We start from the raw sequence: 26,482 nt of genomic DNA, 5'->3' as shown, positions 1-26,482 counted from the left end.
CTTCATGCCGAAGCTCAGGCGGTTCATCAGCGCGACGGCGGGCCAGAGCAAACTCTTCACAAGGAAGTCTCCCGGTAGTGTTCTTATTGTTATGAGCTCGCGCACAGAGACAGCAGAAAGCCACTATTCGGGCGCTGTCCCTGTATAGCCTAAATCGGCGGGAAGATTTGTAACTTAAGGTTAACGACGTAGGAGCGGTGTAGGAGCTGACGAGTGCAACGAGGCTGCGATCTTTCCCCCGACGCTTGAATCCCAAGCGAAAGATCAAAAGATCGCAGGCTTCGCCAGCGCCTACAGAGCCGAGCGGGAGCAAGCTCCCTCGCCACAGAAAGCACCTTGACGACAGCTGTCAGGCCAACACCGTCCACAACGCAAACCCGGAATACCAGAGCACCGCCGCACGCAGCAGCAATTCCCACAGGCGGTCCAAGCTATTGATGCCATCCGGCCCGGCGACAGGCTTGGGAATTTCGCCGGCCACCAGGCCGACCTTGTCGATAAGGTCGGCGGCGCTGATGTTCCAGTTCAACAGCTCATGCAGCATGACCCGGCTGACCGCGACGAAATTGCCCACCAGGGCGAAGCTTGCCGCCAGCAACCGCACCGGCACCCAGTCGAAGGCATGGCGCATCTGCGCGGCCCGCTCGGCCACACCGGGGTTCTGGCTATGCTCGGCGGCCAGCGCCAGCAGTCGATAGCTCAAGGCCGCGACCGGGCCCAACACGAAGTACCAGAAAATCACCGCGAAAAAGCTCTGGTAGGCCTGCCACAACAAATGCCCCTGGACCCGCTCCAGCAATTGCTCACCGTCATCGGCCTCAATGTCCAGGTCGCGCTTGGCCACATGGGCCGCCGCTTGCAGGTCCTCCCGACGCCAGGCGTCGCGAAACGGCCCGAGGGCGGCCAGTAGATCCCCGCGCCCCAGGCTGTAAATCACCACCAGCAAATGCACCGGCAGCGCCAGCAGACCATAGGCCACTGGCTCCAGCACCCACAAAAGCAGCGCCAGCAGGGCCACAGGCAGCAGGACCATCACCGTCAGCACCAGCCAAGGTCGGTTGACCCACCGTGGGCTCGCCTCGAGCTTGTTCAGCTCGCCCAGCCAACCGCCGTCGCGCTGGACCCGCTGGCGCAAGGCCGAGAATTTCTCGATCCAGACGGCCAGCAGCAACACCAGAAAACTCATTGTCCTTCCCCTTCTGTCAGGGCCGCGCGATAGCGCGCCCAGTCGAATGCCGGTCCCGGATCGGTCTTGCGCCCCGGTGCGATGTCGCTGTGCCCGCAGATACGCTGCACAGTGATCGCCCTGAACGCCGCTTGCAACTGCCGGGTCAGGGCTACCAATGCGACATATTGCGCGTCGGTGAACGGCAGATCATCCGTGCCCTCAAGCTCGATGCCCAGGGAAAAATCATTACAGGTCTCACGCCCCTCGAAGCACGAGACGCCCGCATGCCACGCACGATCCAGACAAGAGACAAATTGGGTCACGGCGCCGTCACGCTCGATCAGAAAATGCGCGGAAACGCGCAGGTCGGCGATACCGGCAAAGTAGGGATGTTCCGTGACATCCAGACGATTCTGGAAGAACTCCTGCACCTTGCCGGTGGCGAATTGTGCCGGGGGCAGGCTGATGTTGTGGATCACCAGCAGGGAGATTTCGCCCTCGGGGCGCGCATTGAAGTTGGGCGATGGGCAATGACGCACCCCCTCGCACCAACCGCTCGCGGAGTCCAACTGCATACAGGTTCCTTCGATGACGACGGTGAATGCCGTCAGTATGCCGTGATCGGACCGGCCTGCGCGATCACTTGCCGCGATTGAGCTGGCGCAGATTGCCCAGCACCGATTCCAGCGCCCGGTCGAACAACAGGGTGTCGTCCAACAGCCGCGCCGCGCCGCGACGAAACTCCAGGGCCAGGCTGGTGCGGCTGTGCTCCAGCACCTTGAGGCCGGTGCGATTGACGAATACGTATTTGCCGGTGGCCTCGATGATCGCCGCCAGCTTGCAACGCAGGGTATTGTCATCCTCCTCCTGGAACTCGACCCAGCTACCCAGGTGCAGCTGGTCGACCTGCAGCAGGCCGACATCATCCGCCGGCAAATGCACGGCCACGCTCTCCCCCGCCGATTTTTGCGGGGGGCGCAGGACGATCTTTTCCCGCACCTCGACCATGGCTGGCGAATCGAACGGCTGGGCCTGTTCCGTTGCCTGGCCCGTGCGTTCGAGCGCCTGCACATGCAGGACTTCCAGCTCACTGAAAAACTCGCTGGTGGCGAACGGGTCGAACGCCGAACGGCTCAGGCCTTCACGCAGGGCCTTGAGCAGCTCCGGCACCATCGCCAGCAAACGCAGGCCGGCGTCGGGCTCGTCATGCGGCTGGACGCTCCAGATCAATTGCTCCAAGGTCAGGACGTCGGCCTGCCACTCGGCGGAATACTTGCCGTGCTTGAAACAGGTCAGCAACAACACCTGACTCCAGGCGTGTTGCACGAACTCCACCACGGCTTGCGGCAGGACTTTGCCCAGCATCACCTGGTTCAGCGCCCCTTCGACGCGCTGGCGCGCCAGTTCGGCTTTGGCCCGGCCCTCCTCGGCGTCACGGATACGCTGCTCAAGCAACTCGCTGCGCCGCCGCTCGTCACTGGTGAAGGCCAGGAAATCGGCCAGCAGCTCGGAGAAAATCGCCGGGTCATCGACGAAATCATTCAGCAGGCGCTGCACGACTTGTTCGATGCGCAAATACAGGCTGTCGCGCTGATGATCGTCGCAATCGCCCCAGCCCATGGCGGCGGCCGCGATTTCGTTCAGCAATCGCCGGGCCGGATGATTGCCGCGGCTGAAGAAGCTCTTGTCCTGCACCGCGACCTTGAGCATCGGAATCTGCAGGCGGCCGATCAGGGCCTTGAAGGAGTCTGGGAGGTTATGGTCGTCGAGGATGAATTCGAACATCATCGAGATCAGGTTGATCACATCTTCATCGGCGCCTTCGACCACTCGGGACTTGCCACTTCTGACGCTGACCCGGGTCAACAGTTGTTCGAGCTGGCTACGCAGATCGAATTCGTCCTGCACGGCAGGCGCTGGCACGTACTGCTGCAAATGCGAGAGCAGCCGCAGCAGGTCACGGGTCGAGATGGGCTGGGGCGGCACGCTGGCTTCCAGGGTCGGCGCCACACTGCCACGCACTTGCATCAACAGCTTCTGCAAGGCGGCGAACACTTCCTGCACGCTGTCGTCGACCTCGGCATCGCTGGGCTTGGCAACGATTTCAGCGTTGGGCCTGGGGGTATCCTCGGAGCGATCCGACGCCCGGCGCGCCGGGGTCACCTTGAGCTCCGGCAAGATGCCCGTGGCGGCCAGCAACTGGTTGGCCTCGGTATAGAGCTGGTCGCACTCGCTGAGCACATAACGCTCGAAGAGCTTGAGCAGGATCAGCTTGACCTTGATGCCCACGCCCAGGTTACGCCCGGCCTGCAGGAACTTCTCGCACAGCAGTGCCGGGCTGAGGGGGTTGTATTGGTTGACCAGCGGTCGGTCCAGCAGTACACCGAGCCGGGCCGTCAGTTGCTCCAGCGACACGCCATCGCGCCTGAGCACCCGAGTGACCATGGCCTCGACTGCCAGATGACGTTCCAGCTCATCGTGGGAGCGCTGGGTCTGGCCGTCCGGCGCCAGGGCGGGCGCCAGGCTGGCGTGGGTCAGGTCGTACTGGGCCAGGCTGACGAAGGTCTCGAAAAACTGCTCGATGAACTCGCGCTCGATGCTTTTGCGCTTCAGGCGCAGATCCCGCATGGCCTCGAAGTACAGGTTCTGCTCGACGTCGTCGCGCGCCCGGTCGGCCATTTCAAACAAGGTGTCGTCGGCGTTATCGAACAGCCCCTGCAAGCCCAGGCGCAACTGTTGAGCGGCCTTGTCGCGAACCTGAAGCAGAATCACAGGCAGGCGGGCGAGCGGCGAACGATTCGCCTGATCGGTAGCCACCTTGTGTAAAGGCACTACATTCCCGTCGTTGTGCATCCTGGCCTCCTGAAACGGTTTTCGGTTCGCAACGTCAAAGCTATGACGTCAATCGAAAGGCGGATTATCGGGTAAAACAACCCTGTCGTACCAGCAGACTCTGTGAACCAGCTCGAAATACGGCGCAATTAAGTGACCGGGAAAATAGGGAAATGTTGCGAGGACGCGACCAAATGCAGGTTTCGACACCCTATAATCACGCCACTTTGTTTGTGGAGCCCGTTATGCCGAATCTACGCCTCGCCGATCTGACCGCCGAAATCGAAGCCAACGTGCGCCGCGCGTTGCTTGAAGACATCGGCAGCGGCGACATCACCGCGCAACTGATCCCCGCCGAACGCCTGGCCAAGGCCACCATCATCACCCGCGACGCGGCGATCATCAGCGGCACGGCCTGGGTCGATGCCGTGTTCCGGCAACTGGATCCGCGTGTCGCGGTGCATTGGCAAGTGCACGACGGCGACCGGGTCAGCCCCGATCAGGCGTTGTTCCACTTGGAGGGCCCGGCCCGCTCGCTGCTGACCGGCGAACGCAGCGCCCTGAACTTCCTGCAAATGCTCTCGGGCGTCGCCACGCGTGCCCGTTACCTGGCCGACTTTGTCACCGGGACCCAGGTCAAGCTGCTGGACACCCGCAAGACCCTGCCCGGGCTGCGCCTGGCCCAGAAGTACGCGGTCACCTGCGGTGGCTGCCATAACCACCGCATCGGCCTGTACGACGCTTTCCTGATCAAGGAAAACCACATCGCCGCCTGCGGCGGAATCGCCCAGGCCATCGCGGCCGCCCACAAGATCGCACCGGGCAAACCGGTGGAAATCGAAGTGGAAAGCCTGGCGGAATTGAAAGAAGCGCTGGCGGCCAACGCCGACATCATCATGCTCGACGAACTGAGCCTGGACGACATGCGTGAAGCCGTGCGCCTCAATGGCGGCAAGGCAAAGCTGGAGGCCAGCGGCGGGATCAACGAAAGCACGTTGCGCCCGATCGCCGAGACCGGGGTGGACTACATCTCGATCGGCGCGATGACCAAGGATGTAAAGGCAGTGGATCTGTCGATGCGCTTGAGCCTCTGACAACAAAAAACGCCAGCCTTGAAAGGCTGGCGTTTTTTTCAGACCACCAGATTGTTCATCTCGCAGTACTCATCCCATTCCACACCCAGCACCTCGGCCGCTTCCTTGTGCAACGCAAGGCGCTGCGCCTCGAATTCTTCAGGCGTGCTGGTGTACTTGAGCGTCAACTCCCAGGGTTGCAGCCCCTGGGCTTCGGCCTCGTCCTCGAATGCCCATTGGATCTGGTCCTTCTGATCGTCGGCGGACAAGTCCTTGATCTCTTCCAGCAACTGGGGCGCATCCAGCACGTACTTCTTCAGCGCTTCTTCGTGTCTGGCTTCCTGGGTCAATGCTTTAACAGTCATGGCGTTCTCGTTGATCGGGGGAATGGAAGATGGATCTGGATCATCAAGGATCTCTCTGACGCAAAAAACCGTGTGAAGCCCGGTTTATCTGGCCTTCAGAACCATTCGGGGATCATCTGAAAACTGCTGGGCGATGCACATGCAGGCAACGAATATAGGATGTTTTGCCGACGATTTACACGGTTCTTTACATCTATCCCACAAAAAAACCTGTGCAGAAGAAGCGCTGTGGGCTGTGGAACATCTGTCAAAATAACCAGTCATAGCCATGTGCCATACCGGCACTTCACAAGGAACCCCAGTGATGCGCAGCTTTTCGAAACGCTCGTCGATCCAACTTGCCACCGCGACCTTGCTGCTTGGCAGCCTGACCTTGATTGACGTTGCTCAAGCGGCGGTTGAAGTCTCCTCCGATGGGCCGTCTTACAACGACTTCATTCCCGCCCTTCACTATGACCAATCCGACAAGTACAAGCTCGTCAAGACCGATGTCAGCGCCAGCGTCCTGGAAAACCTGCCGAAAAGCGTGAAGAACAACACTGAGGAACTGGAAAACCAGAAGCGCACCCTCAACGAGCAGGCTGGTCAGATCGAAGAACTCAAACGCAACAGCGGCTCCAGCTCCAACTCCAGCAGCAAGGAGATTGACGAGCTCAAGCGCACCATCAAGGAACAGGAACGCGACCTGAACGACCTTGGCAAGCAAATGGAAGAACTCAAGCGCAATAGCGGCTCCTCAAGTTCAAGCAACAGCGAGATTTCGTCCCTGAAACGGGAACTCAGCGATCAGGATCAAGAGATGGATCAGCTCAAACGCACGGTCGAGGAACTGAGCAGGAAGGTGAAATAACGAGGGGGAGATCTTGCCCGAGACAGGAATCGAACCTGCGACCTTCGCGTTACGAGTGCGCTGCTCTACCGACTGAGCTACACGGGCGGTGGCTAAAACTAGCACCGTCTCCGGTGGCCAGGCAACCTGCCTGGCCGGGATTTTCATCACAAAGCAAAACGCCCCGAACCAGTCGGGGCGTTTGCTTGTTCAGCGCTTAGGTGACGGGGTGATTAAACGCCCGATGCCTTGGCTGCTGCGACGTCCTTGATGGACAGCTTGATACGGCCGCGGTTGTCCACGTCCAGTACCAGTACTTCCACTTCCTGGCCTTCTTTGAGGATGTCGGTCACTTTCTCGACGCGAGCATCGCTCAGCATGGAGATGTGAACCAGACCGTCCTTGCCCGGCAGGATGTTGACGAACGCGCCGAAGTCGACGATGCGTTCAACCTTGCCGACGTAGATCTTGCCGATCTCGGCTTCCGCGGTGATCCCCAGGACGCGCTGGCGTGCTGCTTCTGCCGCTTCCTTGGTTTCGCCGAAGATCTTGATCGAACCGTCGTCTTCGATGTCGATCGAAGCCTTGGTTTCTTCACAGATCGCACGGATGGTCGCGCCGCCTTTACCGATGACATCACGGATTTTGTCGGTGTCGATTTTCATCGCGATCATGGTCGGAGCATTTTCCGACAGCTCGGTACGGGACTGACCGATGATCTGGTTCATCTGGCCGAGGATGTTCAGGCGCGCTTCCAGGGCTTGGCCCAGGGCGATTTCCATGATCTCTTCGGTGATGCCCTTGATCTTGATGTCCATCTGCAGTGCGGTGACGCCCTTGGCGGTACCGGCCACTTTGAAGTCCATGTCGCCCAGGTGGTCTTCGTCACCCAGGATGTCGGTCAGGACGGCGAATTTCTCGCCTTCTTTCACCAGACCCATGGCGATACCGGCAACCGGAGCCTTCATCGGCACACCAGCGTCCATCAGGGCCAGGGAAGCGCCGCAGACCGACGCCATCGAGCTCGAACCGTTGGACTCGGTGATTTCCGATACCACACGAATGGTGTACGGGAACACGTCAGCGGCTGGCAGCATGGCCTGGACCGAACGACGGGCCAGACGGCCGTGACCGATTTCGCGACGACCGGCGCCACCCATGCGACCACACTCGCCCACCGAGAACGGCGGGAAGTTGTAGTGCAGCATGAACGGGTCTTTCTTTTCGCCTTCCAGGGTGTCCAGCAGTTGCGCGTCACGGGCGGTGCCCAGCGTGGCGACAACCAGGGCCTGGGTTTCGCCACGGGTGAACAGTGCCGAACCGTGAGTCTTCGGCAGGACGCCAACCTCGATGTTCAGCGGACGTACGGTGCGGGTGTCGCGACCGTCGATACGCGGCTTGCCGTTGACGATGTTTTCGCGAACGGTGCGGTACTCGATTTCACCGAAAGCAGCTTTCACTTCAGCGGCAGACGGCTGGCCTTCTTCACCGGACAGCTTGGCAACCACTTGGTCTTTCAGCTCGCCCAGGCGCGCATAACGGTCGGCCTTGACGGTGATGGTGTAGGCCTGGGAGATCGCTTCGCCGAACTCGGCACGGATCGCACCCAGCAGTTCGGTGGCTTCGGCTTGCGGAGCCCAGGTCCAGGTTGGCTTGGCGGCTTCGGCGGCCAGTTCCTTGACGGCGTTGATCACCACCTGGAACTCGTCGTGGGCAAACAGCACGGCACCCAGCATCTGGTCTTCGGTCAGCTCTTTGGCTTCGGATTCAACCATCAGCACGGCTTCGGAAGTGCCGGCCACGACCATGTCCAGGCTCGAAGCCTTCAACTGCTCGTAGGTCGGGTTCAGCAGGTAGCCGGTGCTTTCGTGGAACGCGACGCGGGCAGCGCCGATCGGGCCATCGAAAGGGATGCCGGAGATAGCCAGGGCAGCCGAGGTACCGATCATCGCAGCGATGTCCGGATCGGTTTTCTTGCTGGTGGAGACGACGGTGCAGACAACCTGCACTTCGTTCATGAAGCCTTCTGGGAACAGCGGACGGATCGGACGGTCGATCAGTCGGGAAGTCAGGGTTTCTTTCTCGGAAGGACGGCCTTCGCGCTTGAAGAAACCGCCAGGGATCTTACCGGCAGCGTAAGTCTTTTCCTGGTAGTGAACAGACAGAGGGAAGAAACCCTTGCCTGGATCGGCTTGCTTGGCACCGACAACGGTCACCAATACGCTGACGTCGTCGTCAACGGTGACCAGCACTGCGCCGGAGGCCTGACGGGCGATACGGCCAGTCTCGAGGGTAACGGTCGACTGACCGAACTGGAATTTTTTGATTACCGGGTTCACGGTGTCCTACCTTCTTTGTGGCTCTTGGGGAACTTGTCTTCTTGCGAAATTCTTGGGCAATGACGGGAATCGGCCCGACGCCTGTCCAGGGTAAAACGTGTATCCAGATAAAACTTGAGGCTGGGAGCCTGCCATGCGCCAGCGGGAAACCCACTGACGCACGACAGACCACCAACCTCTAGCGCAATCGCTTATTAGCGACGCAGACCCAGGCGAGCGATCAGAGCGCTGTAACGGCTCACGTCCTTGCCTTTCAGGTAGTCCAGCAGCTTACGACGCTGGTTTACCATGCGGATCAGACCACGACGGGAGTGGTGATCCTTACCGTTGGCCTTGAAGTGACCTTGCAGTTTGTTGATGTTGGCGGTCAGCAGTGCAACTTGCACTTCTGGCGAACCAGTGTCACCAACAGCTTGCTGGTAGTCAGCTACGATTTGAGCTTTTTCTTGAACGTCGAGAGCCATGAGGCAATCCTTCTAGTCAGGAAACTGTTCCGAGGAAACAGCTTCAACAGGCCAGGGACAAATCCCTGTATCTATAAATGAGTAGTGACCGTGCCTGTTAACAGCCACACTCGCCAACCTACTGTTACGCAGGCTGGTTCCGGTCATTCCGACCGAATCAATCGACGCGGCGCAATGCGCCCGTCTTCGCTCACTTCACCGATACCGATGAAGCGACCGTTGTGATCCTGTACCCGAACCATGCCGAACTTCGGCGCATCCGGGGCGCGTACCGGCTGGCCGTTGAGCCAGTAGAACGCACTGTGTTCCGAGAACTGCAAGAGCGGCCAATCCAGCAACCCGCTGTCCGATGGCATCAGGAAACGGTCGACCGCTTCGTTGCCGCCTTCGGCATGCACCGCTTCAAGCTCTTCCAGCGTGACCGTCTGGGCCAACGTGAAAGGCCCGGCCTGGGTCCGTCGCAATTCTGCCACGTACGCGCCACAGCCGAGCTGCTCACCGATATCCTCCACCAGGGTCCGGATATAGGTGCCTTTGCTGCAATCTACGGCCAGCCGCGCAGTATTACCGTCAAAGGCCAGCAATTCCAAGCGCGCAATAGTAACAGAACGCGGTTCACGCTCCACTACTTCGCCTGCACGGGCCAGTTTATACAACGGCTGCCCATCACGCTTCAAAGCGGAGTACATCGGCGGTATCTGGCTGATTTGCCCGCGAAAACCCGGCAAGACCGCTTCGATATCCGCCTGACCAACGGTCACCGGGCGCTCCAGCAAAACCTCACCTTCGGCATCCGCCGTGGTGGTGGTCTTGCCCAATTGCGCCAGGGTTTCATAACCCTTGTCGGAATCGAGCAGGTACTGGGAAAACTTGGTCGCCTCGCCAAAGCACAGCGGCAGCACGCCGGTGGCCAGCGGATCGAGACTACCGGTGTGCCCGGCCTTTTCAGCATTGAGCAGCCAGCGAACCTTCTGCAACGCCGCGTTGGAGGTGAACCCCAGCGGCTTGTCGAGCAGGATGATACCGCTGACGTTACGACGGATACGTTTGACCTGAGCCACCGATTACTCCTTGGTGTCTTCGGGGTCAGCCGCAACCGGGTGCTGGCTGTCTTGCGCCACGGCGCGCTCGATCAGTGCCGACAGATGCGCACCCCGTGCGACGCTTTCGTCGTAGTGGAAGTGCAACTGTGGGACGCTGCGCAGCTTCATCTCCCGGGCCAGCTGCATACGCAGGAAGCCGGCGGCCGAGTTGAGCACCTTGATGCTCTGGGCGATTTCTTCGGCGCTGTCCTGCCCCATCACGGTCATGAAGATCTTGGCGTGACCGACGTCACGGCTGACTTCCACTGCGGTGATGGTGACCAGGCCGACGCGCGGGTCTTTGACTTCGCGACGGATCAGTTGGGCCAGCTCGCGCTGCATCTGATCGCCGATTCGTTGGGTACGGCTGTATTCTTTTGCCATGTCTTGTTACCTGTTACTGCCCCACGGTGAAACCCGCGAGGTCTGAAAGCGGCAAACGCCCGGCCTGGCAAGAGCCAGACCGGGCGTTGCGTTTAGAGTCCGCCAGCCAGGCAGTGCATGTTCATGCGACTGCCCGGTGCGGCTCTTGAAGTGCGCGAGTTAGAGGCTGCGAGCAACCTGGACCTTCTCGAAGACTTCGATCTTGTCGCCGACCTTGACGTCGTTGTAGCTCTTGACGCCAATACCGCACTCCATGCCGGCACGTACTTCGGAAGCGTCATCCTTGAAGCGGCGCAGGGATTCCAGCTCGCCTTCGAAGATCACGATGTCTTCACGCAGTACACGGATCGGACGGTTACGGTGAACGACACCCTCGATCACCATGCAACCGGCGATAGCGCCAAACTTCGGCGAACGGAACACGTCGCGAACCTCGGCCACGCCCAGGATGTTCTCCCGCACGTCGCTGCCCAGCATACCGGTCAACGCTTTCTTGACGTCTTCGATGATGTCGTAGATCACGTTGTAGTAACGCATATCCAGGCCTTCCTGCTCGACGATCTTGCGAGCGCCGGCATCGGCACGCACGTTGAAGCCGAACAGTACAGCGTTGGAAGCCAGTGCCAGGTTGGCATCGGATTCGGTGATACCACCGACACCGCCGCCGACCACACGCACTTGCACTTCGTCGTTACCCAGGCCATTCAAGGCGCCGTTCAACGCTTCGAGGGAACCACGGACGTCGGATTTGAGGACGATGTTGAGCGTCTTCTTCTCTTCCTGACCCATGTTCTCGAAGATGTTTTCCAGCTTGCCGGCGTGAGCACGAGCCAGTTTGACTTCGCGGAACTTGCCTTGACGGAACAGAGCCACTTCACGGGCTTTCTTCTCGTCAGCCACAACGCTCATCTCGTCGCCAGCATCCGGGGTGCCGTCCAGGCCGAGAATCTCGACCGGGATAGCCGGACCGGCTTCCTTGATGGACTTGCCGTTCTCGTCGAGCATGGCGCGCACGCGGCCATAGTTCGAGCCGACCAGCACCATGTCGCCTTGACGCAGGGTACCGTCCTGGACCAGGACGGTCGCCACCGGGCCACGGCCCTTGTCGAGACGGGACTCAACGACCACACCACGGCCAGGAGCCGAAGGCGTAGCGGTGAGTTCCAGAACCTCGGCTTGCAACAGAACGGCTTCGAGCAGTTCGTCAACGCCGGTACCCATCTTCGCCGAGACCGGAACGAATGGCGTGTCACCACCCCACTCCTCGGAGGTCACGCCGTGGACCGACAGTTCGCTGCGGATGCGATCGAGATCGGCGCCCGGCTTGTCGATCTTGTTCACTGCAACCACCAGCGGCACGCCAGCTGCCTGGGCATGCTGAACGGCTTCGATGGTTTGCGGCATGACGCCGTCGTCCGCTGCAACCACCAGGATCACGATGTCGGTCGCCTTGGCACCACGGGCACGCATTGCGGTAAACGCGGCGTGACCCGGGGTGTCGAGGAACGTCACCATGCCGCGGTCGGTTTCAACGTGGTAGGCACCGATGTGCTGGGTAATGCCGCCCGCTTCACCGGCTGCCACCTTCGCACGACGAATGTAGTCGAGCAGGGAGGTTTTACCGTGGTCGACGTGGCCCATGACGGTCACGACCGGTGCACGGGAAACCGCCTCACCTTCAAACTTCAGGGACTCGGCCAGGGAATCTTCCAGGGCGGTGTCGCTGACCAGGGTCACTTTGTGGCCCAACTCTTCAGCAACCAGTTGGGCAGTTTCCTGGTCCAGTACCTGGTTGATGGTGGCTGGCGTGCCCAGCTTGAACATGAACTTGATGATTTCAGCAGCCTTGACCGACATCTGCTGGGCCAGATCGCCCACAGTGATGGTCTCGCCGATCTTCACTTCACGCACGACAGGGCCGGTAGGGCTCTGGAAACCGTGGGCGTTGCGTTTCTTCAGCTTGGCCTTGCCGCGACCGCCGCGACGGAAGCCATCGCTTTCCTCGTCGGTGGTACGTGGCGCAACACGAGGTGCTGGAGCCTTTTCCTTGACCGACGCACGATGAGGCGCGTTCTTGCGCTCGCCATCGCCACTGCCACGACGGTTGTCGTCGGCACGTGGTTTGTCCGGACGACGCTGTTCGTCGCGCTTGCGAGTGTCGGCTGGAGCCGGCGCTGGTGCCACGACTGGAGCCGCTTCGCGCACAGGTTCGGCGACCGGGGCAACAGCCTCGACGGCTTCTACCGGAGCGGTTTGCGCAGCAGCAGGCTGGCGGCGCGCTTCTTCTTCGGCGCGACGCTTGGCTTCTTCTTCAGCCTTCTGACGAGCAGCATTTTCTACTGCGCGACGTTCTTCCTGTTCGCGTTTGCGCTCGGCTTCGATTTCTTCCGGGCTGCGTTGTACGAAGACTTTCTTCTTGCGTACTTCAACGCTGATGCTTTTGCTACCGGCAACACGCAGGGTGCTGGTGGTTTTACGCTGCAGAGTGATCTTGCGCGGTTCTTCCACTTTAGCCTTGTGACTGCTCTTCAAGTGAGTCAGCAGGGACTGCTTCTCACTGTCGGTCACATGTTCCTCGGCGGCGGTGTGCGGCAGACCTGCCTCACGCATCTGCTGCAACAGGCGCTCTACCGGTGTTTTGACCTCATCGGCCAGTTGTTTCACCGTGACTTGCGTCATGCACTTCTCTCCTCAGGCCGCGCCTAATTACTCGAACCAGTGGGCTCGGGCGGCCATGATCAACTTGCCGGCACGATCATCGTCAATGCCGTCGATGTCGAGCAGATCGTCAATAGACTGCTCGGCCAGGTCTTCGCGGGTAATTACGCCGCGCACCGCCAGTTCCATCGCCAAATCCTTGTCCATGCCCTCAAGCGAGAGCAGGTCTTCGGCCGGATGGGCGTCTGCCAGCTTTTCCTCAGTAGCGATGGCTTTGGTCAACAAACGATCCTTGGCCCGAGCGCGAAGCTCGTTGACGATTTCCTCGTCAAAGCCGTCGATGTTGAGCATTTCCTCCACCGGTACGTAGGCAATCTCTTCCAGGCTGGTAAAGCCTTCATCCACCAGCACCTGTGCCAGCTCTTCATCGACTTCAAGCTCTTCGATGAAGTTGCGCAGGATGTCGCCGGTTTCAGCTTGCTGTTTAGCCTGGATGTCCGATTCGGTCATCACGTTCAGGGTCCAGCCAGTCAATTGGCTGGCCAGACGCACGTTCTGACCACCGCGACCGATGGCCTGAGCCAGATTGTCTGCGCCAACGGCGATGTCCATGGCGTGGGCATCTTCGTCGACGATAATTGCCGCCACTTCAGCAGGCGACATGGCATTGATCACGAACTGAGCCGGGTTGTCGTCCCACAGGACGATGTCCACGCGCTCGCCGCCCAACTCGCCGGATACGGCCTGGACACGCGAACCACGCATGCCGATGCAGGCACCTTGCGGGTCGATGCGCTTGTCCTTGGAGCGGACCGCGATCTTGGCACGCGAACCCGGATCACGGGAGGCGGCCATGACTTCGATCAGGCCTTCAGCAATTTCCGGCACTTCGATGCGGAACAACTCGATCAGCATTTCCGGCGCTGTACGCGACAGGATCAGCTGCGGGCCCCGGTTCTCGGTGCGGATTTCCTTGAGCAGCGCACGCAAACGCACGCCAACCCGGAAAGTTTCGCGAGAGATGATGTCTTCGCGAGCCAGCAACGCTTCGGCGTTGTTGCCCAGGTCGACGATCACATTGTCGCGGGTCACTTTTTTCACGGTGCCGGAGATGATTTCCCCCAGGCGCTCGCGATAAGCGTCGACGACTTGCGCACGCTCGGCTTCGCGAACTTTCTGCACGATGACCTGCTTGGCCGTCTGTGCAGCGATGCGACCGAATTCGATGGACTCGATCTTTTCTTCGACGACATCACCCACCTTGGCGCCCGGATGCGTTTCTGCAACCTTGCTCGGCCAGGTTTCGATAGCCGGATCGTCCAGGTCGGCTTCCTCGACGACCGTCCACCGACGGAAAGTCTCGTAGGCACCCGTGTGGCGATTGATCTCCACACGCAAATCAACTTCGTCTTCGAACCGCTTCTTGGTAGCAGTGGCCAGAGCCAGCTCCAGCGCTTCAAAAATAACGTTAGCCGGTACGCCCTTTTCATTGGATACCGACTCAACAACCAGCAGTACTTCTTTGCTCATCGTACGCCTCGCCTTTCGCAAGCCATTGGATCCGCGGGATCCGCAGTATCTGGCACGTATCAGTCAAAACTGGGAATAATGTTGGCCTTGTCGATCATATCGATCGGCAACAGGAACTCATGGTCATCTACCTGCACCACGACGTCCTGCTCTTCTACACCGCGCAGAAGGCCTTGGAAGTTGCGTCGACCTTCGAAAGGCGAGCGCAGCTTGATCTTCACTTGTTCACCGGCAAACAAAGCGAACTGTTCAAGTGTGAACAGGGGGCGCTCCATGCCAGGCGAGGAAACTTCAAGGGTGTATTCGGAGGTGATTGGATCTTCGACATCCAGTACACCGCTGATCTGACGGCTGACGATGGCGCAGTCATCCACCAACACGCCGCCTTCCTTATCGATATAAACGCGCAACAGTGAGTGGCGACCTTGAGCCGAAAACTCAATACCCCAGCATTCATAGCCAAGGGCCACGACCACCGGGGCCAACAAGGCCTGCAACTGTTCTAGCTTGCTCGACACCTGAACCCCCTCGTGCATGTTTGTGCATGCTGTGCAAATAAAAAAAAATGGGCGAATCGCCCATCCCTGAAACGCCGTCGAATAGCGGCGTTATAAAGTGTCCAGCTAACAAAAAGCCCCTTGGAAGGGGCCCCTGAAACTGGTTGCGGGAGCCGGATTTGAACCGACGACCTTCGGGTTATGAGCCCGACGAGCTACCAGACTGCTCCATCCCGCGACAAAGCTGGGGCGGAAGTATACGACCGATCCTTTACAGGGTCAATGTAACCCTTCCACCTACAAGAAAGCCCGCAATTGCGGGCTCTCCTGATAATTGGTACCGAGAAGGGGACTCGAACCCCTACACCCTATGGGCACAACCACCTCAAGGTTGCGTGTCTACCAATTCCACCACCTCGGCAATACAACGTTTGAAACCTTCTTACTTCTGCTCTTGAGCTGGAGGCACGTCAGTCGCCGGGTTGGCCGACTTTTGCTCTTGAAGCACCGGGACATCATCAGAAGCCGGTTGTTGCTTGGGCGCCTCCAGTACCGCTGGGTTTGGCAAACCTACTTGAGTCAGCTCGTGAGCTTTCTCTTTAGCAAAGTAACCTAACCCCAAGCTGGTTATGAAGAAACCGGCGGCAAGTATAGCAGTAAACTTACTAAGAAAGGTAGAGGAACCTTGGCCTCCGAACACAGTATTTGAAGCACCTGCACCGAAAGACGCACCAGCATCCGCACCTTTACCCTGCTGCAGCAATACGAGAGCAACTACGCCCAGTGCACCCAGCAGATGAAAAACGACTACGACTGTTTCCAGCATTTTTTCAGTTTCCCGCGGCGCGACAGATCGCACCGAACTCATCTGCATTCAGGGACGCTCCACCAATGAGCCCCCCATCGATATCCGGCATGCCGAACAGTTCGGCCGCATTGGCCGCCTTCACGCTGCCGCCGTATAGAAGCCGCACACCTCGTGCCACTTCAGAATTCTCTTCCGCCAATTGCGCGCGAATGGCTGCATGCACATCCTGCGCCTGTTGCGGCGAAGCCGTCAGCCCGGTACCAATGGCCCAGACCGGCTCGTAGGCAATGACTGCCTTTGCAAAAGCACCGACACCCAGGTCTTCGATGATGCTGCCCAGCTGACGCCCGACAACTTCAAGGGTCTTGCCGGCTTCACGCTGCGCGAGGGTTTCCCCTACGCACAACACCGGAATCAGACCACAGGCCTGGGCCGCAGCAAACTTGCGGATCAAGGTCTTGTCCTGCTCGCCCATGATCTGGCGACGCTCGGAATGTCCAACCAGGACCAGGGAGCAACCTGCATCCACCAACTGACTCGGTGCAATCTCACCGGTCAACGCACCTTGCATGGATTCCACCGCAGAGTTCTGCGCGCCGACCGAAATCGACTTGCCTTTCAAGCCATCAATCACTTGATTGATATACAAGCAAGGCGGGAATACCGCGACATCAACACCGCTTGGCAAGGCCAGATGACGAAGGCCATTGATCAGCTCAGCGACGCTGGCGCGGGTACCGTGCATCTTCCAGTTACCAGCTACCATAGGGCGACGCATGCTGTACCTCGTCGGTCAAAGTGGGCGCAGATGTTACCCAACCGATTCATGACTGGCAAGCCGAATTCAGGCAGAAACTTCAGTAACCAGTTTTGCCAGCTCTTCGGCATAACCGCGAACTTGCGCTTCGTCCTCGCCTTCGACCATGACACGCACCAAAGGCTCTGTGCCGGACTTGCGCAACAACACGCGCCCACGTCCCGCCATCGCCTCTGTCACACGCTCGCTGGCCTGCTTGACCTGCGCATGCTCGAGAGGGTTTGCACCGCCGCCGAAACGCACGTTGATCAACACTTGCGGGCATTTACGCAATGCCTGGCGCGACTGTGCGAGCCCTTCGTTGCGCGCCTTGAGCGCCATCAGCACCTGCAGGGCGGCAATGATCGCATCACCGGTAGTGGTATGGTCGAAGCACACGATGTGGCCGGAGTTCTCGCCCCCGATCACCCAATTGCGCTCCAGCAACTCCGAAATCACGTAGCGGTCGCCCACGTTGGCCCGCACGAACGGGATATCCAGGTCCGCCAGGGCCAGTTCAAGCCCGAGGTTGCTCATCAGGGTGCCGACCACACCGCCCTGCAACTTGCCGCGCCCATGCAGGTCACGAGCGATGATGAACAGCAGTTCGTCACCATCGACGACCGTACCGGTGTGATCGACCATCAGGACCCGATCACCGTCGCCATCGAAGGCGATGCCGAGATCGGCCTGTTCGGCCAGCACTGCGGCCTGCAACGCCTCGGTATGGGTGGAACCACAGTTGTGGTTGATGTTCAGGCCATTAGGCTGGGCGGAAAGCACCACCACGTCGGCACCCAACTCGCGAAAGACGCTCGGCGCGACTTTATAGGTGGCGCCATGAGCACAATCGACAACAATTTTCAGGCCGGAAAAGCTCGTACCGGTGGGCACGCTGCCTTTGCAGAACTCGATGTAGCGACCCGATGCATCGTTGATCCGCGACACCTTGCCGATCTTGCTCGACTCGACCACGGTCATCGGCGTGTCCAGCAACTCCTCGATCATCAGCTCGATATCATCCGGCAGCTTGGTACCCTGGCCGGAGAAGAACTTGATGCCGTTGTCATCATGGGGGTTGTGCGAGGCGCTGATCACGATGCCTGCCTGGGCCTGGAACGTACGGGTCAGGTAGGCGATGGCCGGCGTCGGCATCGGGCCCAGCAGCATCACATCGGCGCCCGCCGACGTCAGGCCGGCCTCAAGCGCCGATTCGAACATGTAGCCGGAAATTCGCGTGTCCTTGCCGACCAGCACCTTGCAGGCGCCCATCTTGCGGAACGCCATGCCTGCCGCCCAGCCGAGCTTGAGCATGAAATCAGGGGTAATAGGGTATTCGCCGACCCGACCACGAATACCGTCGGTGCCAAAGTATTTCTTGCTCATAAGTGCTCCGTCATTCTTATTCGGCTGAATCCACAGCTGCGATCATCCGCACGACATCCATCGTTTCGGCTACATCGTGCACGCGCAATATGCGTGCACCTTTGGCAAGGGCCAAGGCCGCAAGGGCGAGACCACCATACAGGCGCTCGCCCACGGGGCGACCCAGGGCATTGCCTATCATGCTCTTTCGCGAGACCCCAACCAACAGGGGCCGCCCCAGGGCGTGCAAGGCTTCCATATGTTTGAACAGGCTCAGGTTGTGCGCCAATGTCTTGGCAAAGCCGAACCCGGGATCAAGAATGATCCGCTCGGCGGGAATGCCCACGGCAGCACATTGGTCCAGACGCGCCGCCAGGAATTCACCCACCTCCCTGGTCACATCATCATAGTGCGGGTCGTTCTGCATGGTCCCCGGCTCGCCGAGCATATGCATCAGGCATACCGGCAACCCGGTGGCCGCCGCGGCATCCAGGGCACCATCGCGCTGCAAGGAGCGAACATCATTGATCAGGCCCGCTCCCAGTCGCGCAGTCTCGCGCATGACCGCAGGCGTGGACGTATCGACCGAGATAATGACATCGAGTTCGCGATGGATGCGCTCGACAATCGGCGCCACCCGCTCCAACTCTTCGGTGGGCGAAACCGCGCGTGCACCCGGCCGGGTCGACTCCCCCCCCACATCGATCAGCGTCGCGCCAGCGGCCACCATGGCCTCGGCATGCCGTAGCGCAGCATCGAGCTGGCTGAATCGACCACCATCGGAAAAGGAATCAGGCGTGACATTGAGAATGCCCATGACATGTGCATGGGCCAAATCAAGAACCCGGTTGCCGCAAGGCAACCGGGTCGAGGACTGAACAGAAGTCATTTCAAGCCTTAGACATCAGCGGCCGGACCGCCAATCGGTGTTTCCGGACGCTCCCCCTGTACCGCCGGAGGTGTACCGGAGGTACCGGTACCACCGCCCGACCAGTCACGAGGCTCGCGAGGCTCGCGACCCGCCATGATGTCGTCGATCTGCTCGGCATCGATGGTTTCGTACTTCATCAGGGCATCGGCCATGGCATCGAGCTTGTCACGGTTGTCCGTGAGGATCTGCCGGGCAGTGCCATAGCACTGGTCGATGATGCTGCGCACCTCGGAGTCGATCAGCTTGGCCGTCTCGCCGGAGAAGCTTGCATGCTGGCCACCGCCACCACGACCGAGGAACACTTCCCCTTCTTCTTCGGCATACATCAGCGGCCCCAGCTTCTCGGACAGGCCCCACTTGGTGACCATGTTCCGAGCGATCTGACTGGCGCGCATGATGTCGTTGGAAGCCCCCGTGGTCACACCGTCGAAGCCCAACGTCATCTCTTCAGCGATACGACCGCCGTACAAGGAACAGATCTGGCTGATCAATGCACGCTTGGACAGGCTATAGCGATCCTCTTCCGGCAGGAACATGGTCACGCCCAGGGCACGACCGCGCGGAATGATCGAGACCTTGTAGACCGGATCATGCTCGGGCACGACACGACCGACGATCGCGTGACCTGCCTCGTGGTACGCGGTGTTCTGCTTTTCTTTCTCCGACATGACCATGGATTTGCGCTCCGCGCCCATCATGATCTTGTCCTTGGCCAGCTCGAATTCCTTCATTTCCACGACGCGCTTGCCGGTACGAGCGGCGAACAGCGACGCTTCGTTGACCAGGTTCGCCAGGTCGGCACCGGAAAAGCCCGGCGTGCCACGCGCGATGACGGCCGGAGCGACGTCGTCGCCCATCGGCACCTTGCGCATATGGACCTTGAGGATCTGCTCGCGACCACGAATGTCCGGCAGTCCCACCACGACCTGGCGGTCGAAACGACCTGGACGCAACAGCGCAGGGTCGAGCACGTCAGGACGGTTGGTGGCAGCGATCACGATGATGCCGTCGTTCATTTCGAAACCGTCCATCTCGACCAGCAACTGGTTGAGCGTCTGCTCGCGCTCGTCGTGACCGCCACCCATGCCGGCGCCACGATGGCGACCAACGGCGTCGATTTCGTCGATGAAGATGATGCACGGTGCGTGTTTCTTGGCCTGTTCGAACATGTCGCGGACACGACTGGCGCCCACGCCGACGAACATTTCGACGAAGTCGGAACCGGAAATAGTGAAGAACGGCACCTTGGCTTCACCGGCAATCGCCTTGGCCAGCAAGGTTTTACCGGTACCTGGCGGACCTACCATCAGCACGCCGCGTGGAATACGACCGCCCAGGCGCTGGAACTTGCCCGGATCGCGCAGGAACTCAACCAGTTCGCCCACTTCTTCCTTGGCTTCGTCGCAACCTGCGACATCGGCCAGGGTAGTTTTCACCTGGTCTTCGGAAAGTAGCCGGGCCTTGCTCTTGCCAAAGCTCATCGGCCCGCCTTTGCCACCGCCACCGCCCTGCATCTGGCGCATGAAGAACATGAACACGGCGATGATCACCAGGATCGGGAAGCTGGCCACCAGGAGTTGGGTCCAGATGCTTTGCTGCTCAGGCTGCTTGCCTTCGACCACGACATGGTTGTCCACCAGGTCGCCAATCAGGCCATTGTCCTGGATTGCCGGACGAATGGTCTTGAAGCTGTCGCCATCGGTGCGCTTGCCGGTAATTACATAGCCATCAACGGCTACGCGCTCGACCTTGCCATCCTTGACCTGCTGGATGAAGTCGGAATAGTTGAGGGTCTGCGGCTCGTTAGGGCTGGAGAAGTTGTTCATCACGGTCACCAGGACAGCGGCGATGATCAACCACAGGATCAGATTCTTTGCCATATCGTTCAATTAACTACCCTCTGAAGCAAGCTCCGCTACTGGCGCGCGCTTCGCATGATATTCACCGGCCTAACTTACTACATTACCTACGACTCTGGCAGGCGCCGTCTGTAACCCTTTGTGAAACTTTGACCGCATAATTTTGGTTACGCGGCTTTTTCAATGCGAGACAAAAAAAACTATCGCCCTGCTCAAAGACGCTCATCACTGGCCGCGCCTTCAACACCGCGAAACCCCCGCGCCAGCAGATACTGCTCGCGAGAACGGTCACGGGACGACAATGGCTTGCGCATCTGCACCTTGTCGAACAACTTGCGGATGCCCTTGTGGTATTCGTCGAAGCCTTCACCCTGGAAGACCTTGATCAGAAAATCACCGCCTGGACGCAAAACCCGCCCGGCAAGATCCAGGGCCAGCTCGCTGAGGAACATGGCACGAGGCATGTCGACAGCCGCTAATCCACTCATATTGGGGGCCATATCGGAAATCACAAGGTCGACTTGCGTATTTCCGACGGCTTCCAGGATTTTCGCCAGTACCGCGTCCTCCGTGAAATCGCCTTGGATAAAGGTCACATCAGGGATGCTGTCCATTTCCAGGATGTCGGAAGCGATCAAGCGGCCCTGACCACCAATCAGACGACTGGTGACTTGAGACCAGCCGCCCGGCGCCGCGCCGAGGTCGATCACGGTCATGCCTGGACGGATCAGGCGATCCTTTTCCTGGATCTCCAGCAATTTATAACTGGCACGAGAGCGATAGCCGTCTTTTTGCGCCATTTTGACGTACGGATCGTTGAAATGCTCTCTGAGCCAGTTCTGGCTAGTCTTGGAACGGGCCACGGGCCACCTCTAAAAATAAAACGGGTCGTGATTAAGTGGGCGGTCCCGGACTTGCTCGGGTAAACTGGCCGCCGCTTTTTACAAGATCAGACGCAGGGGTCAGATTATGCCGCTCACTCAAGAGCAGAAGAAACAATACAAATCCATTGGCCACCATCTGAAACCGGTTTTGACTGTGGCTGACAACGGTTTGACTGAAGGTGTACTCGCCGAACTGGAACGCGCCCTGGGCGATCACGAGCTGATCAAGATCAAGCTCAACATCCTCGATCGCGAAGCCCGCCTGGCTGCCGTTGCCGAATTGTGCAAGACCGGCAAGGCAGACCTGGTGCAGGTCATCGGCAAGATGGCGCTGATTTATCGCAAGAATTTCAGCGTCAACAAGCAACTGTCGAACGTTCACCGCTTCAAGTGATGCCAAAGGGTCAAGGGTGTGCCTCGCACACCCTGCCGCTCCATCCGGGAACCGGCTGCAACACCAGCACCAACCCGGAAAAACCCAGCACCAGGTAACTGAATACCTGCCACCGGCTCGCATCCGGCCAGCCGAGCTGCACGGCAAAGAACATCCCGCACGCGTACAACGACATGAGCAGCAATTGCCCACGAATGTCGCGCCATAGACTGGCAAGGCCCTCGGCCTGAACCAGCACCAACGCCTGAGATATTACGCACGCCGCGGAAAAACCCACCAGCAGCGCCGTCAGCATACCTGCGATTTCATCGATGAGCAGCGGTGCCAGGCCTACTCGACCCAGCACCGGCAGCAAACCGATGTGCAGCAACCAGACGCCGCCCACCCACAACATCTGGGTGAGCTGCCAGATCATGGCACCCGCTCGCAGCGGGCGCCTTCGTTCAGATGTGACGGACTTCGACAATCTCATACTCGATGACACCACCCGGTGTCTTCACCGCCACCACATCGCCCTCTTCCTTGGCAATCAAGGCACGAGCGATGGGTGAACCGACGGAAATCTTGCCGAGCTTGATGTCTGCCTCGTCCTCGCCAACGATCTGGTAAGTCACGCTTTCATCGGTCTCGACGTTGGCGATTTCCACCGTGGTGCCGAAAATCACTTTGCCGGTATGTGGAATCGTCGTGACATCGATGATCACCGCATTCTGCATGCGGCCCTCGATATCACGGACACGGGCCTCGACCATCCCCTGCTCCTCTCGGGCAGCGTGGTATTCGGCGTTTTCCTTGAGATCGCCCAGCTCACGCGCTTCACCGATAGCCTGGCTCAAGCGCGGGCGCTCGACCTTGGTCAGGAAAGCGTGTTCTTCTTCCAGGGCCTTCGCGCCCTGAACAGTCATCGGGTACTTGGTTATGCTCATGCCTTCAATCCTGCATGTAGATCCTGCAAGCGACGTACGGTCTTCTCGGGACCGAACTTGAGCGCTTCGCAGATCGCTTCGCCTGCCGCAATGGTCGTGGTGCAGTAGATCTTGTGCTGCAGCGCATTGCGACGAATGGAGTAGGAATCGGCGATCGATTGACGACCCTCGGTGGTGTTGATGATCAGCGTGACTTCGTCATTCTTGATCATGTCGACCACGTGCGGACGCCCCTCGGTCACCTTGTTCACGCGGCGCACTTTCAGGCCTGCCGCTTCGATCAGCTTGGCGGTACCAGCCGTGGCGACCACTTCAAAGCCCAAGTTGATCAGATCACGGGCCACGCCTGCAACCAGTGGCTTGTCGTCATCACGCACACTGATGAACGCCGTGCCGCCCGTCGGCAACACTTCGCTGGCGCCCATCTGGGCCTTGGCAAACGCCTCACCGAAGGTATCGCCCACGCCCATCACTTCACCGGTGGACTTCATTTCCGGGCCGAGGATCGGGTCCACGCCAGGGAACTTGGCGAACGGGAACACCGCCTCTTTCACGCTGTAGAAGTTCGGAATGATTTCTTTGGTGAAGTTCAGCTCTTTCAGGGTTTTGCCAGCCATGACTCGCGCCGCGATCATCGCCAGGGAAACGCCGATGCACTTGGAGACGAACGGCACCGTCCGGGAAGCGCGCGGGTTGACTTCGATGACGTAGATGTCTTCGCCCTGCAGGGCCAGTTGCACGTTCATCAGGCCGACGACGCCCAGCTCCAGGGCCATTTTCTTGACCTGCTCGCGCATTTCGTCCTGGATGTGCGCCGGCAGCGAGTAAGGCGGCAGCGAACAGGCGGAGTCACCGGAGTGAACACCGGCCTGCTCGATGTGTTGCATGATTGCGCCGATCACCACGTCCTTGCCGTCGCTGACCGCGTCCACGTCCATTTCGATGGCGCAGTTGAGGAAGTGGTCCAGCAGCACCGGGCTGTCGTTGGACACCTGGACCGCTTCGCGCAGGTAGCGCTTGAGTTCGTCTTCCTGATAGACAATCTCCATCGCACGGCCGCCCAGTACATAGGACGGACGCACCACCAGTGGGTAACCGATCTTGGCGGCGGCACGAATCGCTTCGTCTTCGCTGCGCACAGTGGCGTTTGGCGGCTGACGCAGGTTCAGGCGCTCGACCATCTGCTGGAAGCGCTCACGGTCTTCGGCGCGGTCGATCGCATCCGGGCTGGTACCGATGATCGGCACGCCGGCGGCTTCAAGGGCACGAGCCAGTTTCAGCGGGGTCTGGCCGCCGTACTGGACGATCACGCCTTTTGGTTTCTCGACGCGGACGATTTCCAGCACGTCTTCCAGGGTCACTGGCTCGAAGTACAGGCGATCGGAGGTGTCGTAGTCGGTGGACACGGTTTCCGGGTTGCAGTTGACCATGATGGTCTCGTAACCGTCGTCGCGCAGGGCCAATGCCGCGTGTACGCAGCAGTAGTCGAACTCGATGCCCTGGCCGATCCGGTTGGGACCGCCACCCAGGATCATGATCTTGTCCCGGGTCGATGGCGCGGCTTCGCACTCTTCTTCGTACGTGGAGTACAGGTAGGCGGTATCGGTGGCGAACTCGGCCGCGCAGGTGTCGACGCGTTTGTAGACCGGGAACACATCCAGCTTGTGGCGATGGGCGCGCAAGCTCTTCTCGGTCACACCCAACAGCTTGGCCAGGCGCATGTCGGAGAAACCTTTGCGCTTGAGGCGGAACATCATGTCGCGATTGATACTGGACATGCCCAGGGTCTTGACCTTCTCTTCTTCCTTGATCAGATCTTCGATCTGCACCAGGAACCAAGGGTCGATCATGTTCATGCCGAAGATCTGCTCGACGGTCATGCCGGCGCGGAAGGCATCGGCCACGTACCAGATGCGCTCGGCACCCGGCACGGTAAGCTCGCGCTTGAGCACGCTCATGCTTTCCGGGTCGTTCAGATCCAGCTTCGGATCGAGGCCACAGACGCCCACTTCCAGGCCGCGCAGGGCTTTCTGCAGGGACTCCTGAAAGGTCCGGCCGATGGCCATGACTTCGCCGACCGACTTCATTTGGGTGGTCAGGCGGGCATCGGCCTTGGCGAACTTCTCGAAGGCGAAGCGTGGCAGCTTGGTGACGACGTAGTCGATGGACGGTTCGAAGGACGCCGGGGTCTTGCCGCCGGTGATGTCGTTCGACAGCTCGTCCAGGGTGTAGCCCACGGCCAGCTTGGCCGCGACCTTGGCAATCGGGAAACCGGTGGCCTTGGACGCCAGGGCAGACGAACGGGAGACCCGCGGATTCATCTCGATGACCACCATGCGACCGGTGTTCGGGCAGATGCCGAACTGGACGTTGGAGCCGCCGGTTTCCACGCCGATCTCGCGCAGTACCGCCAGGGAGGCGTTACGCAGGATCTGGTATTCCTTGTCGGTCAGGGTCTGGGCCGGTGCGACGGTGATCGAGTCGCCGGTGTGCACGCCCATCGGGTCAAAGTTTTCGATGGAGCAGACGATGATGCAGTTGTCCTTTTTGTCGCGGACAACTTCCATTTCGTATTCTTTCCAGCCGATCAGGGATTCGTCGATCAGCAGTTCCTTGGTCGGCGACAAGTCGAGACCACGGGCGCAGATTTCTTCGAATTCTTCACGGTTGTAGGCGATGCCACCACCGGTGCCGCCCATGGTGAAGGACGGACGGATGATGCACGGGAAGCCGAGGCGTTCCAGGACGGCGTTGGCCTCTTCCATGCTGTGGGCGATGCCCGAGCGAGGGCAGTCCAGGCCGATGGATTTCATCGCCTTGTCGAAGCGCGAACGGTCTTCGGCCTTGTCGATGGTGTCGGCGTTGGCGCCGATCATTTCCACACCGAACTTCTCCAGGACGCCTTCGCGCTCCAGGTCCAGGGCGCAGTTCAGCGCGGTCTGGCCACCCATGGTCGGCAGCAGCGCGTCCGGGCGTTCCTTCTCGATGATCTTGGCAACGGTCTGCCACTTGATCGGCTCGATGTAGGTGGCGTCGGCCATGGCCGGGTCGGTCATGATGGTGGCCGGGTTGGAGTTCACCAGGATGACGCGGTAACCCTCTTCGCGCAGGGCTTTACAGGCCTGGGCGCCGGAGTAGTCGAATTCGCAGGCCTGACCGATCACGATCGGGCCAGCGCCGAGAATCAGGATGCTTTTTATGTCTGTACGTTTTGGCATGGGTTTGTCACTCAAATCCGCAGGTCAGTCGGCTAGGCCGTCGAACAATCTTTGAAGCGCCCGAAGGGGCCGCCGCACTC

At 59.8% G+C, this 26,482-nt stretch carries 23 protein-coding genes and 3 tRNA genes; 3 read left to right on the top strand and 23 right to left on the bottom strand.

All coding sequences use genetic code 11. The annotated features are described in order from the left end of the window. Positions 1-349 precede the first annotated feature (349 nt). From ampE to AB7M32_RS08585, 3 genes are all read right to left on the bottom strand, one after another. Positions 350-1,186 (bottom strand): regulatory signaling modulator protein AmpE, encoded by an 837-nt coding sequence (gene ampE / locus AB7M32_RS08595; RefSeq protein ID WP_454249653.1) that lies wholly within the window; start codon positions 1,184-1,186, stop codon positions 350-352. Beyond that, positions 1,183-1,743 carry a 1,6-anhydro-N-acetylmuramyl-L-alanine amidase AmpD gene (gene ampD, locus AB7M32_RS08590; protein ID WP_158457640.1) on the bottom strand — a complete coding sequence of 187 codons (561 nt, stop codon included), beginning with the start codon at positions 1,741-1,743 and terminating at the stop codon, positions 1,183-1,185. The genes ampE and ampD overlap by 4 nt, the downstream gene beginning before the upstream one ends. Positions 1,744-1,807: 64 nt before the next feature. Further along, complete coding sequence (locus AB7M32_RS08585; protein WP_454249652.1) at positions 1,808-4,021, bottom strand: DUF1631 domain-containing protein; 2,214 nt, start codon at positions 4,019-4,021, stop codon at positions 1,808-1,810. Positions 4,022-4,245: 224 nt separating this feature from the next. Here AB7M32_RS08585 and nadC point away from each other — a divergent pair, with 224 nt between their 5' ends. Beyond that, entirely contained in the window at positions 4,246-5,094 is an 849-nt protein-coding gene (gene nadC / locus AB7M32_RS08580) for a carboxylating nicotinate-nucleotide diphosphorylase (protein WP_454249651.1), read from the top strand. A gap of 38 nt (positions 5,095-5,132) precedes the next feature. Here the strand turns inward: nadC and AB7M32_RS08575 are convergent, their stop codons facing one another. Next, positions 5,133-5,438, bottom strand: coding sequence for a DUF6388 family protein (locus tag AB7M32_RS08575; protein WP_072341097.1), 306 nt, complete (start codon positions 5,436-5,438; stop codon positions 5,133-5,135). A gap of 304 nt (positions 5,439-5,742) precedes the next feature. Here AB7M32_RS08575 and AB7M32_RS08570 point away from each other — a divergent pair, with 304 nt between their 5' ends. Beyond that, on the top strand, positions 5,743-6,288 hold the full coding sequence (locus AB7M32_RS08570; protein WP_454249650.1) for a hypothetical protein: 546 nt from the start codon (positions 5,743-5,745) through the stop codon (positions 6,286-6,288). A 14-nt stretch (positions 6,289-6,302) separates the two neighbouring features. Here AB7M32_RS08570 and AB7M32_RS08565 read toward each other — a convergent pair. From AB7M32_RS08565 to rlmE, 16 genes are all read right to left on the bottom strand, one after another. Continuing rightward, positions 6,303-6,375: transfer RNA gene (locus tag AB7M32_RS08565), tRNA-Thr, on the bottom strand. A gap of 125 nt (positions 6,376-6,500) precedes the next feature. Beyond that, complete coding sequence (gene pnp, locus AB7M32_RS08560; protein WP_072411314.1) at positions 6,501-8,606, bottom strand: polyribonucleotide nucleotidyltransferase; 2,106 nt, start codon at positions 8,604-8,606, stop codon at positions 6,501-6,503. 194 nt (positions 8,607-8,800) lie between these two features. Continuing rightward, positions 8,801-9,070 carry a 30S ribosomal protein S15 gene (rpsO, locus tag AB7M32_RS08555; RefSeq protein WP_011332409.1) on the bottom strand — a complete coding sequence of 90 codons (270 nt, stop codon included), beginning with the start codon at positions 9,068-9,070 and terminating at the stop codon, positions 8,801-8,803. 143 nt (positions 9,071-9,213) lie between these two features. Continuing rightward, positions 9,214-10,131, bottom strand: coding sequence for a tRNA pseudouridine(55) synthase TruB (gene truB / locus AB7M32_RS08550; RefSeq protein ID WP_060739216.1), 918 nt, complete (start codon positions 10,129-10,131; stop codon positions 9,214-9,216). Positions 10,132-10,134: 3 nt separating this feature from the next. Further along, positions 10,135-10,536 (bottom strand): 30S ribosome-binding factor RbfA, encoded by a 402-nt coding sequence (gene rbfA / locus AB7M32_RS08545; RefSeq protein WP_454249649.1) that lies wholly within the window; start codon positions 10,534-10,536, stop codon positions 10,135-10,137. A gap of 159 nt (positions 10,537-10,695) precedes the next feature. Further along, complete coding sequence (infB, locus tag AB7M32_RS08540) at positions 10,696-13,215, bottom strand: translation initiation factor IF-2 (RefSeq protein WP_060739218.1); 2,520 nt, start codon at positions 13,213-13,215, stop codon at positions 10,696-10,698. A 27-nt stretch (positions 13,216-13,242) separates the two neighbouring features. After that, complete coding sequence (nusA, locus tag AB7M32_RS08535; RefSeq protein WP_003177868.1) at positions 13,243-14,724, bottom strand: transcription termination factor NusA; 1,482 nt, start codon at positions 14,722-14,724, stop codon at positions 13,243-13,245. Positions 14,725-14,783: 59 nt separating this feature from the next. Next, complete coding sequence (gene rimP / locus AB7M32_RS08530) at positions 14,784-15,242, bottom strand: ribosome maturation factor RimP (RefSeq protein WP_053118762.1); 459 nt, start codon at positions 15,240-15,242, stop codon at positions 14,784-14,786. Positions 15,243-15,382: 140 nt separating this feature from the next. Further along, positions 15,383-15,459 (bottom strand) — tRNA-Met (locus AB7M32_RS08525). Between the two features lie 97 nt (positions 15,460-15,556). Then, a tRNA-Leu gene (locus AB7M32_RS08520) sits at positions 15,557-15,642 on the bottom strand. A gap of 21 nt (positions 15,643-15,663) precedes the next feature. Further along, positions 15,664-16,047: a preprotein translocase subunit SecG gene (secG, locus tag AB7M32_RS08515; protein WP_454252113.1), complete on the bottom strand. Its 384-nt coding sequence runs from the start codon at positions 16,045-16,047 to the stop codon at positions 15,664-15,666. Between the two features lie 4 nt (positions 16,048-16,051). Then, positions 16,052-16,807: a triose-phosphate isomerase gene (gene tpiA / locus AB7M32_RS08510; RefSeq protein WP_060739219.1), complete on the bottom strand. Its 756-nt coding sequence runs from the start codon at positions 16,805-16,807 to the stop codon at positions 16,052-16,054. A gap of 66 nt (positions 16,808-16,873) precedes the next feature. Beyond that, positions 16,874-18,211, bottom strand: a complete 1,338-nt coding sequence (gene glmM / locus AB7M32_RS08505; protein ID WP_072411318.1) for a phosphoglucosamine mutase — start codon at positions 18,209-18,211, stop codon at positions 16,874-16,876. A gap of 16 nt (positions 18,212-18,227) precedes the next feature. Further along, positions 18,228-19,079, bottom strand: coding sequence for a dihydropteroate synthase (folP, locus tag AB7M32_RS08500; RefSeq protein ID WP_454249648.1), 852 nt, complete (start codon positions 19,077-19,079; stop codon positions 18,228-18,230). Between the two features lie 8 nt (positions 19,080-19,087). Then, the gene (gene ftsH, locus AB7M32_RS08495; RefSeq protein WP_053118351.1) at positions 19,088-21,001 is read right to left on the bottom strand and encodes an ATP-dependent zinc metalloprotease FtsH; all 1,914 of its coding nucleotides are present in this window, start codon (positions 20,999-21,001) and stop codon (positions 19,088-19,090) included. A 191-nt stretch (positions 21,002-21,192) separates the two neighbouring features. Then, positions 21,193-21,843, bottom strand: coding sequence for a 23S rRNA (uridine(2552)-2'-O)-methyltransferase RlmE (gene rlmE, locus AB7M32_RS08490; RefSeq protein ID WP_060739222.1), 651 nt, complete (start codon positions 21,841-21,843; stop codon positions 21,193-21,195). A 106-nt stretch (positions 21,844-21,949) separates the two neighbouring features. Between rlmE and AB7M32_RS08485 the strand changes: the two genes are divergently transcribed. Next, positions 21,950-22,258, top strand: coding sequence for a YhbY family RNA-binding protein (locus AB7M32_RS08485; protein WP_003177852.1), 309 nt, complete (start codon positions 21,950-21,952; stop codon positions 22,256-22,258). A gap of 10 nt (positions 22,259-22,268) precedes the next feature. Here the strand turns inward: AB7M32_RS08485 and AB7M32_RS08480 are convergent, their stop codons facing one another. Genes AB7M32_RS08480 through carB form a run of 3 tightly spaced genes read right to left on the bottom strand, consistent with a single transcriptional unit; the run spans position 22,269 to position 26,402 of the window. Continuing rightward, a complete protein-coding gene (locus AB7M32_RS08480) occupies positions 22,269-22,673 on the bottom strand; it encodes an MFS transporter (RefSeq protein WP_072411322.1) in 405 nt (134 codons plus the stop codon). 28 nt (positions 22,674-22,701) lie between these two features. Further along, complete coding sequence (gene greA, locus AB7M32_RS08475) at positions 22,702-23,178, bottom strand: transcription elongation factor GreA (RefSeq protein ID WP_030139783.1); 477 nt, start codon at positions 23,176-23,178, stop codon at positions 22,702-22,704. A 2-nt stretch (positions 23,179-23,180) separates the two neighbouring features. Continuing rightward, positions 23,181-26,402, bottom strand: coding sequence for a carbamoyl-phosphate synthase large subunit (gene carB, locus AB7M32_RS08470; RefSeq protein WP_454249647.1), 3,222 nt, complete (start codon positions 26,400-26,402; stop codon positions 23,181-23,183). Between the last annotated feature and the right edge of the window lie 80 nt (positions 26,403-26,482).

Source organism: Pseudomonas sp. R151218B TE3479 (genome assembly GCF_053629195.1).
The sequence above is the reverse complement of the archived record's forward strand: the minus strand, read 5'-3'. Positions and strand labels throughout refer to the sequence as shown.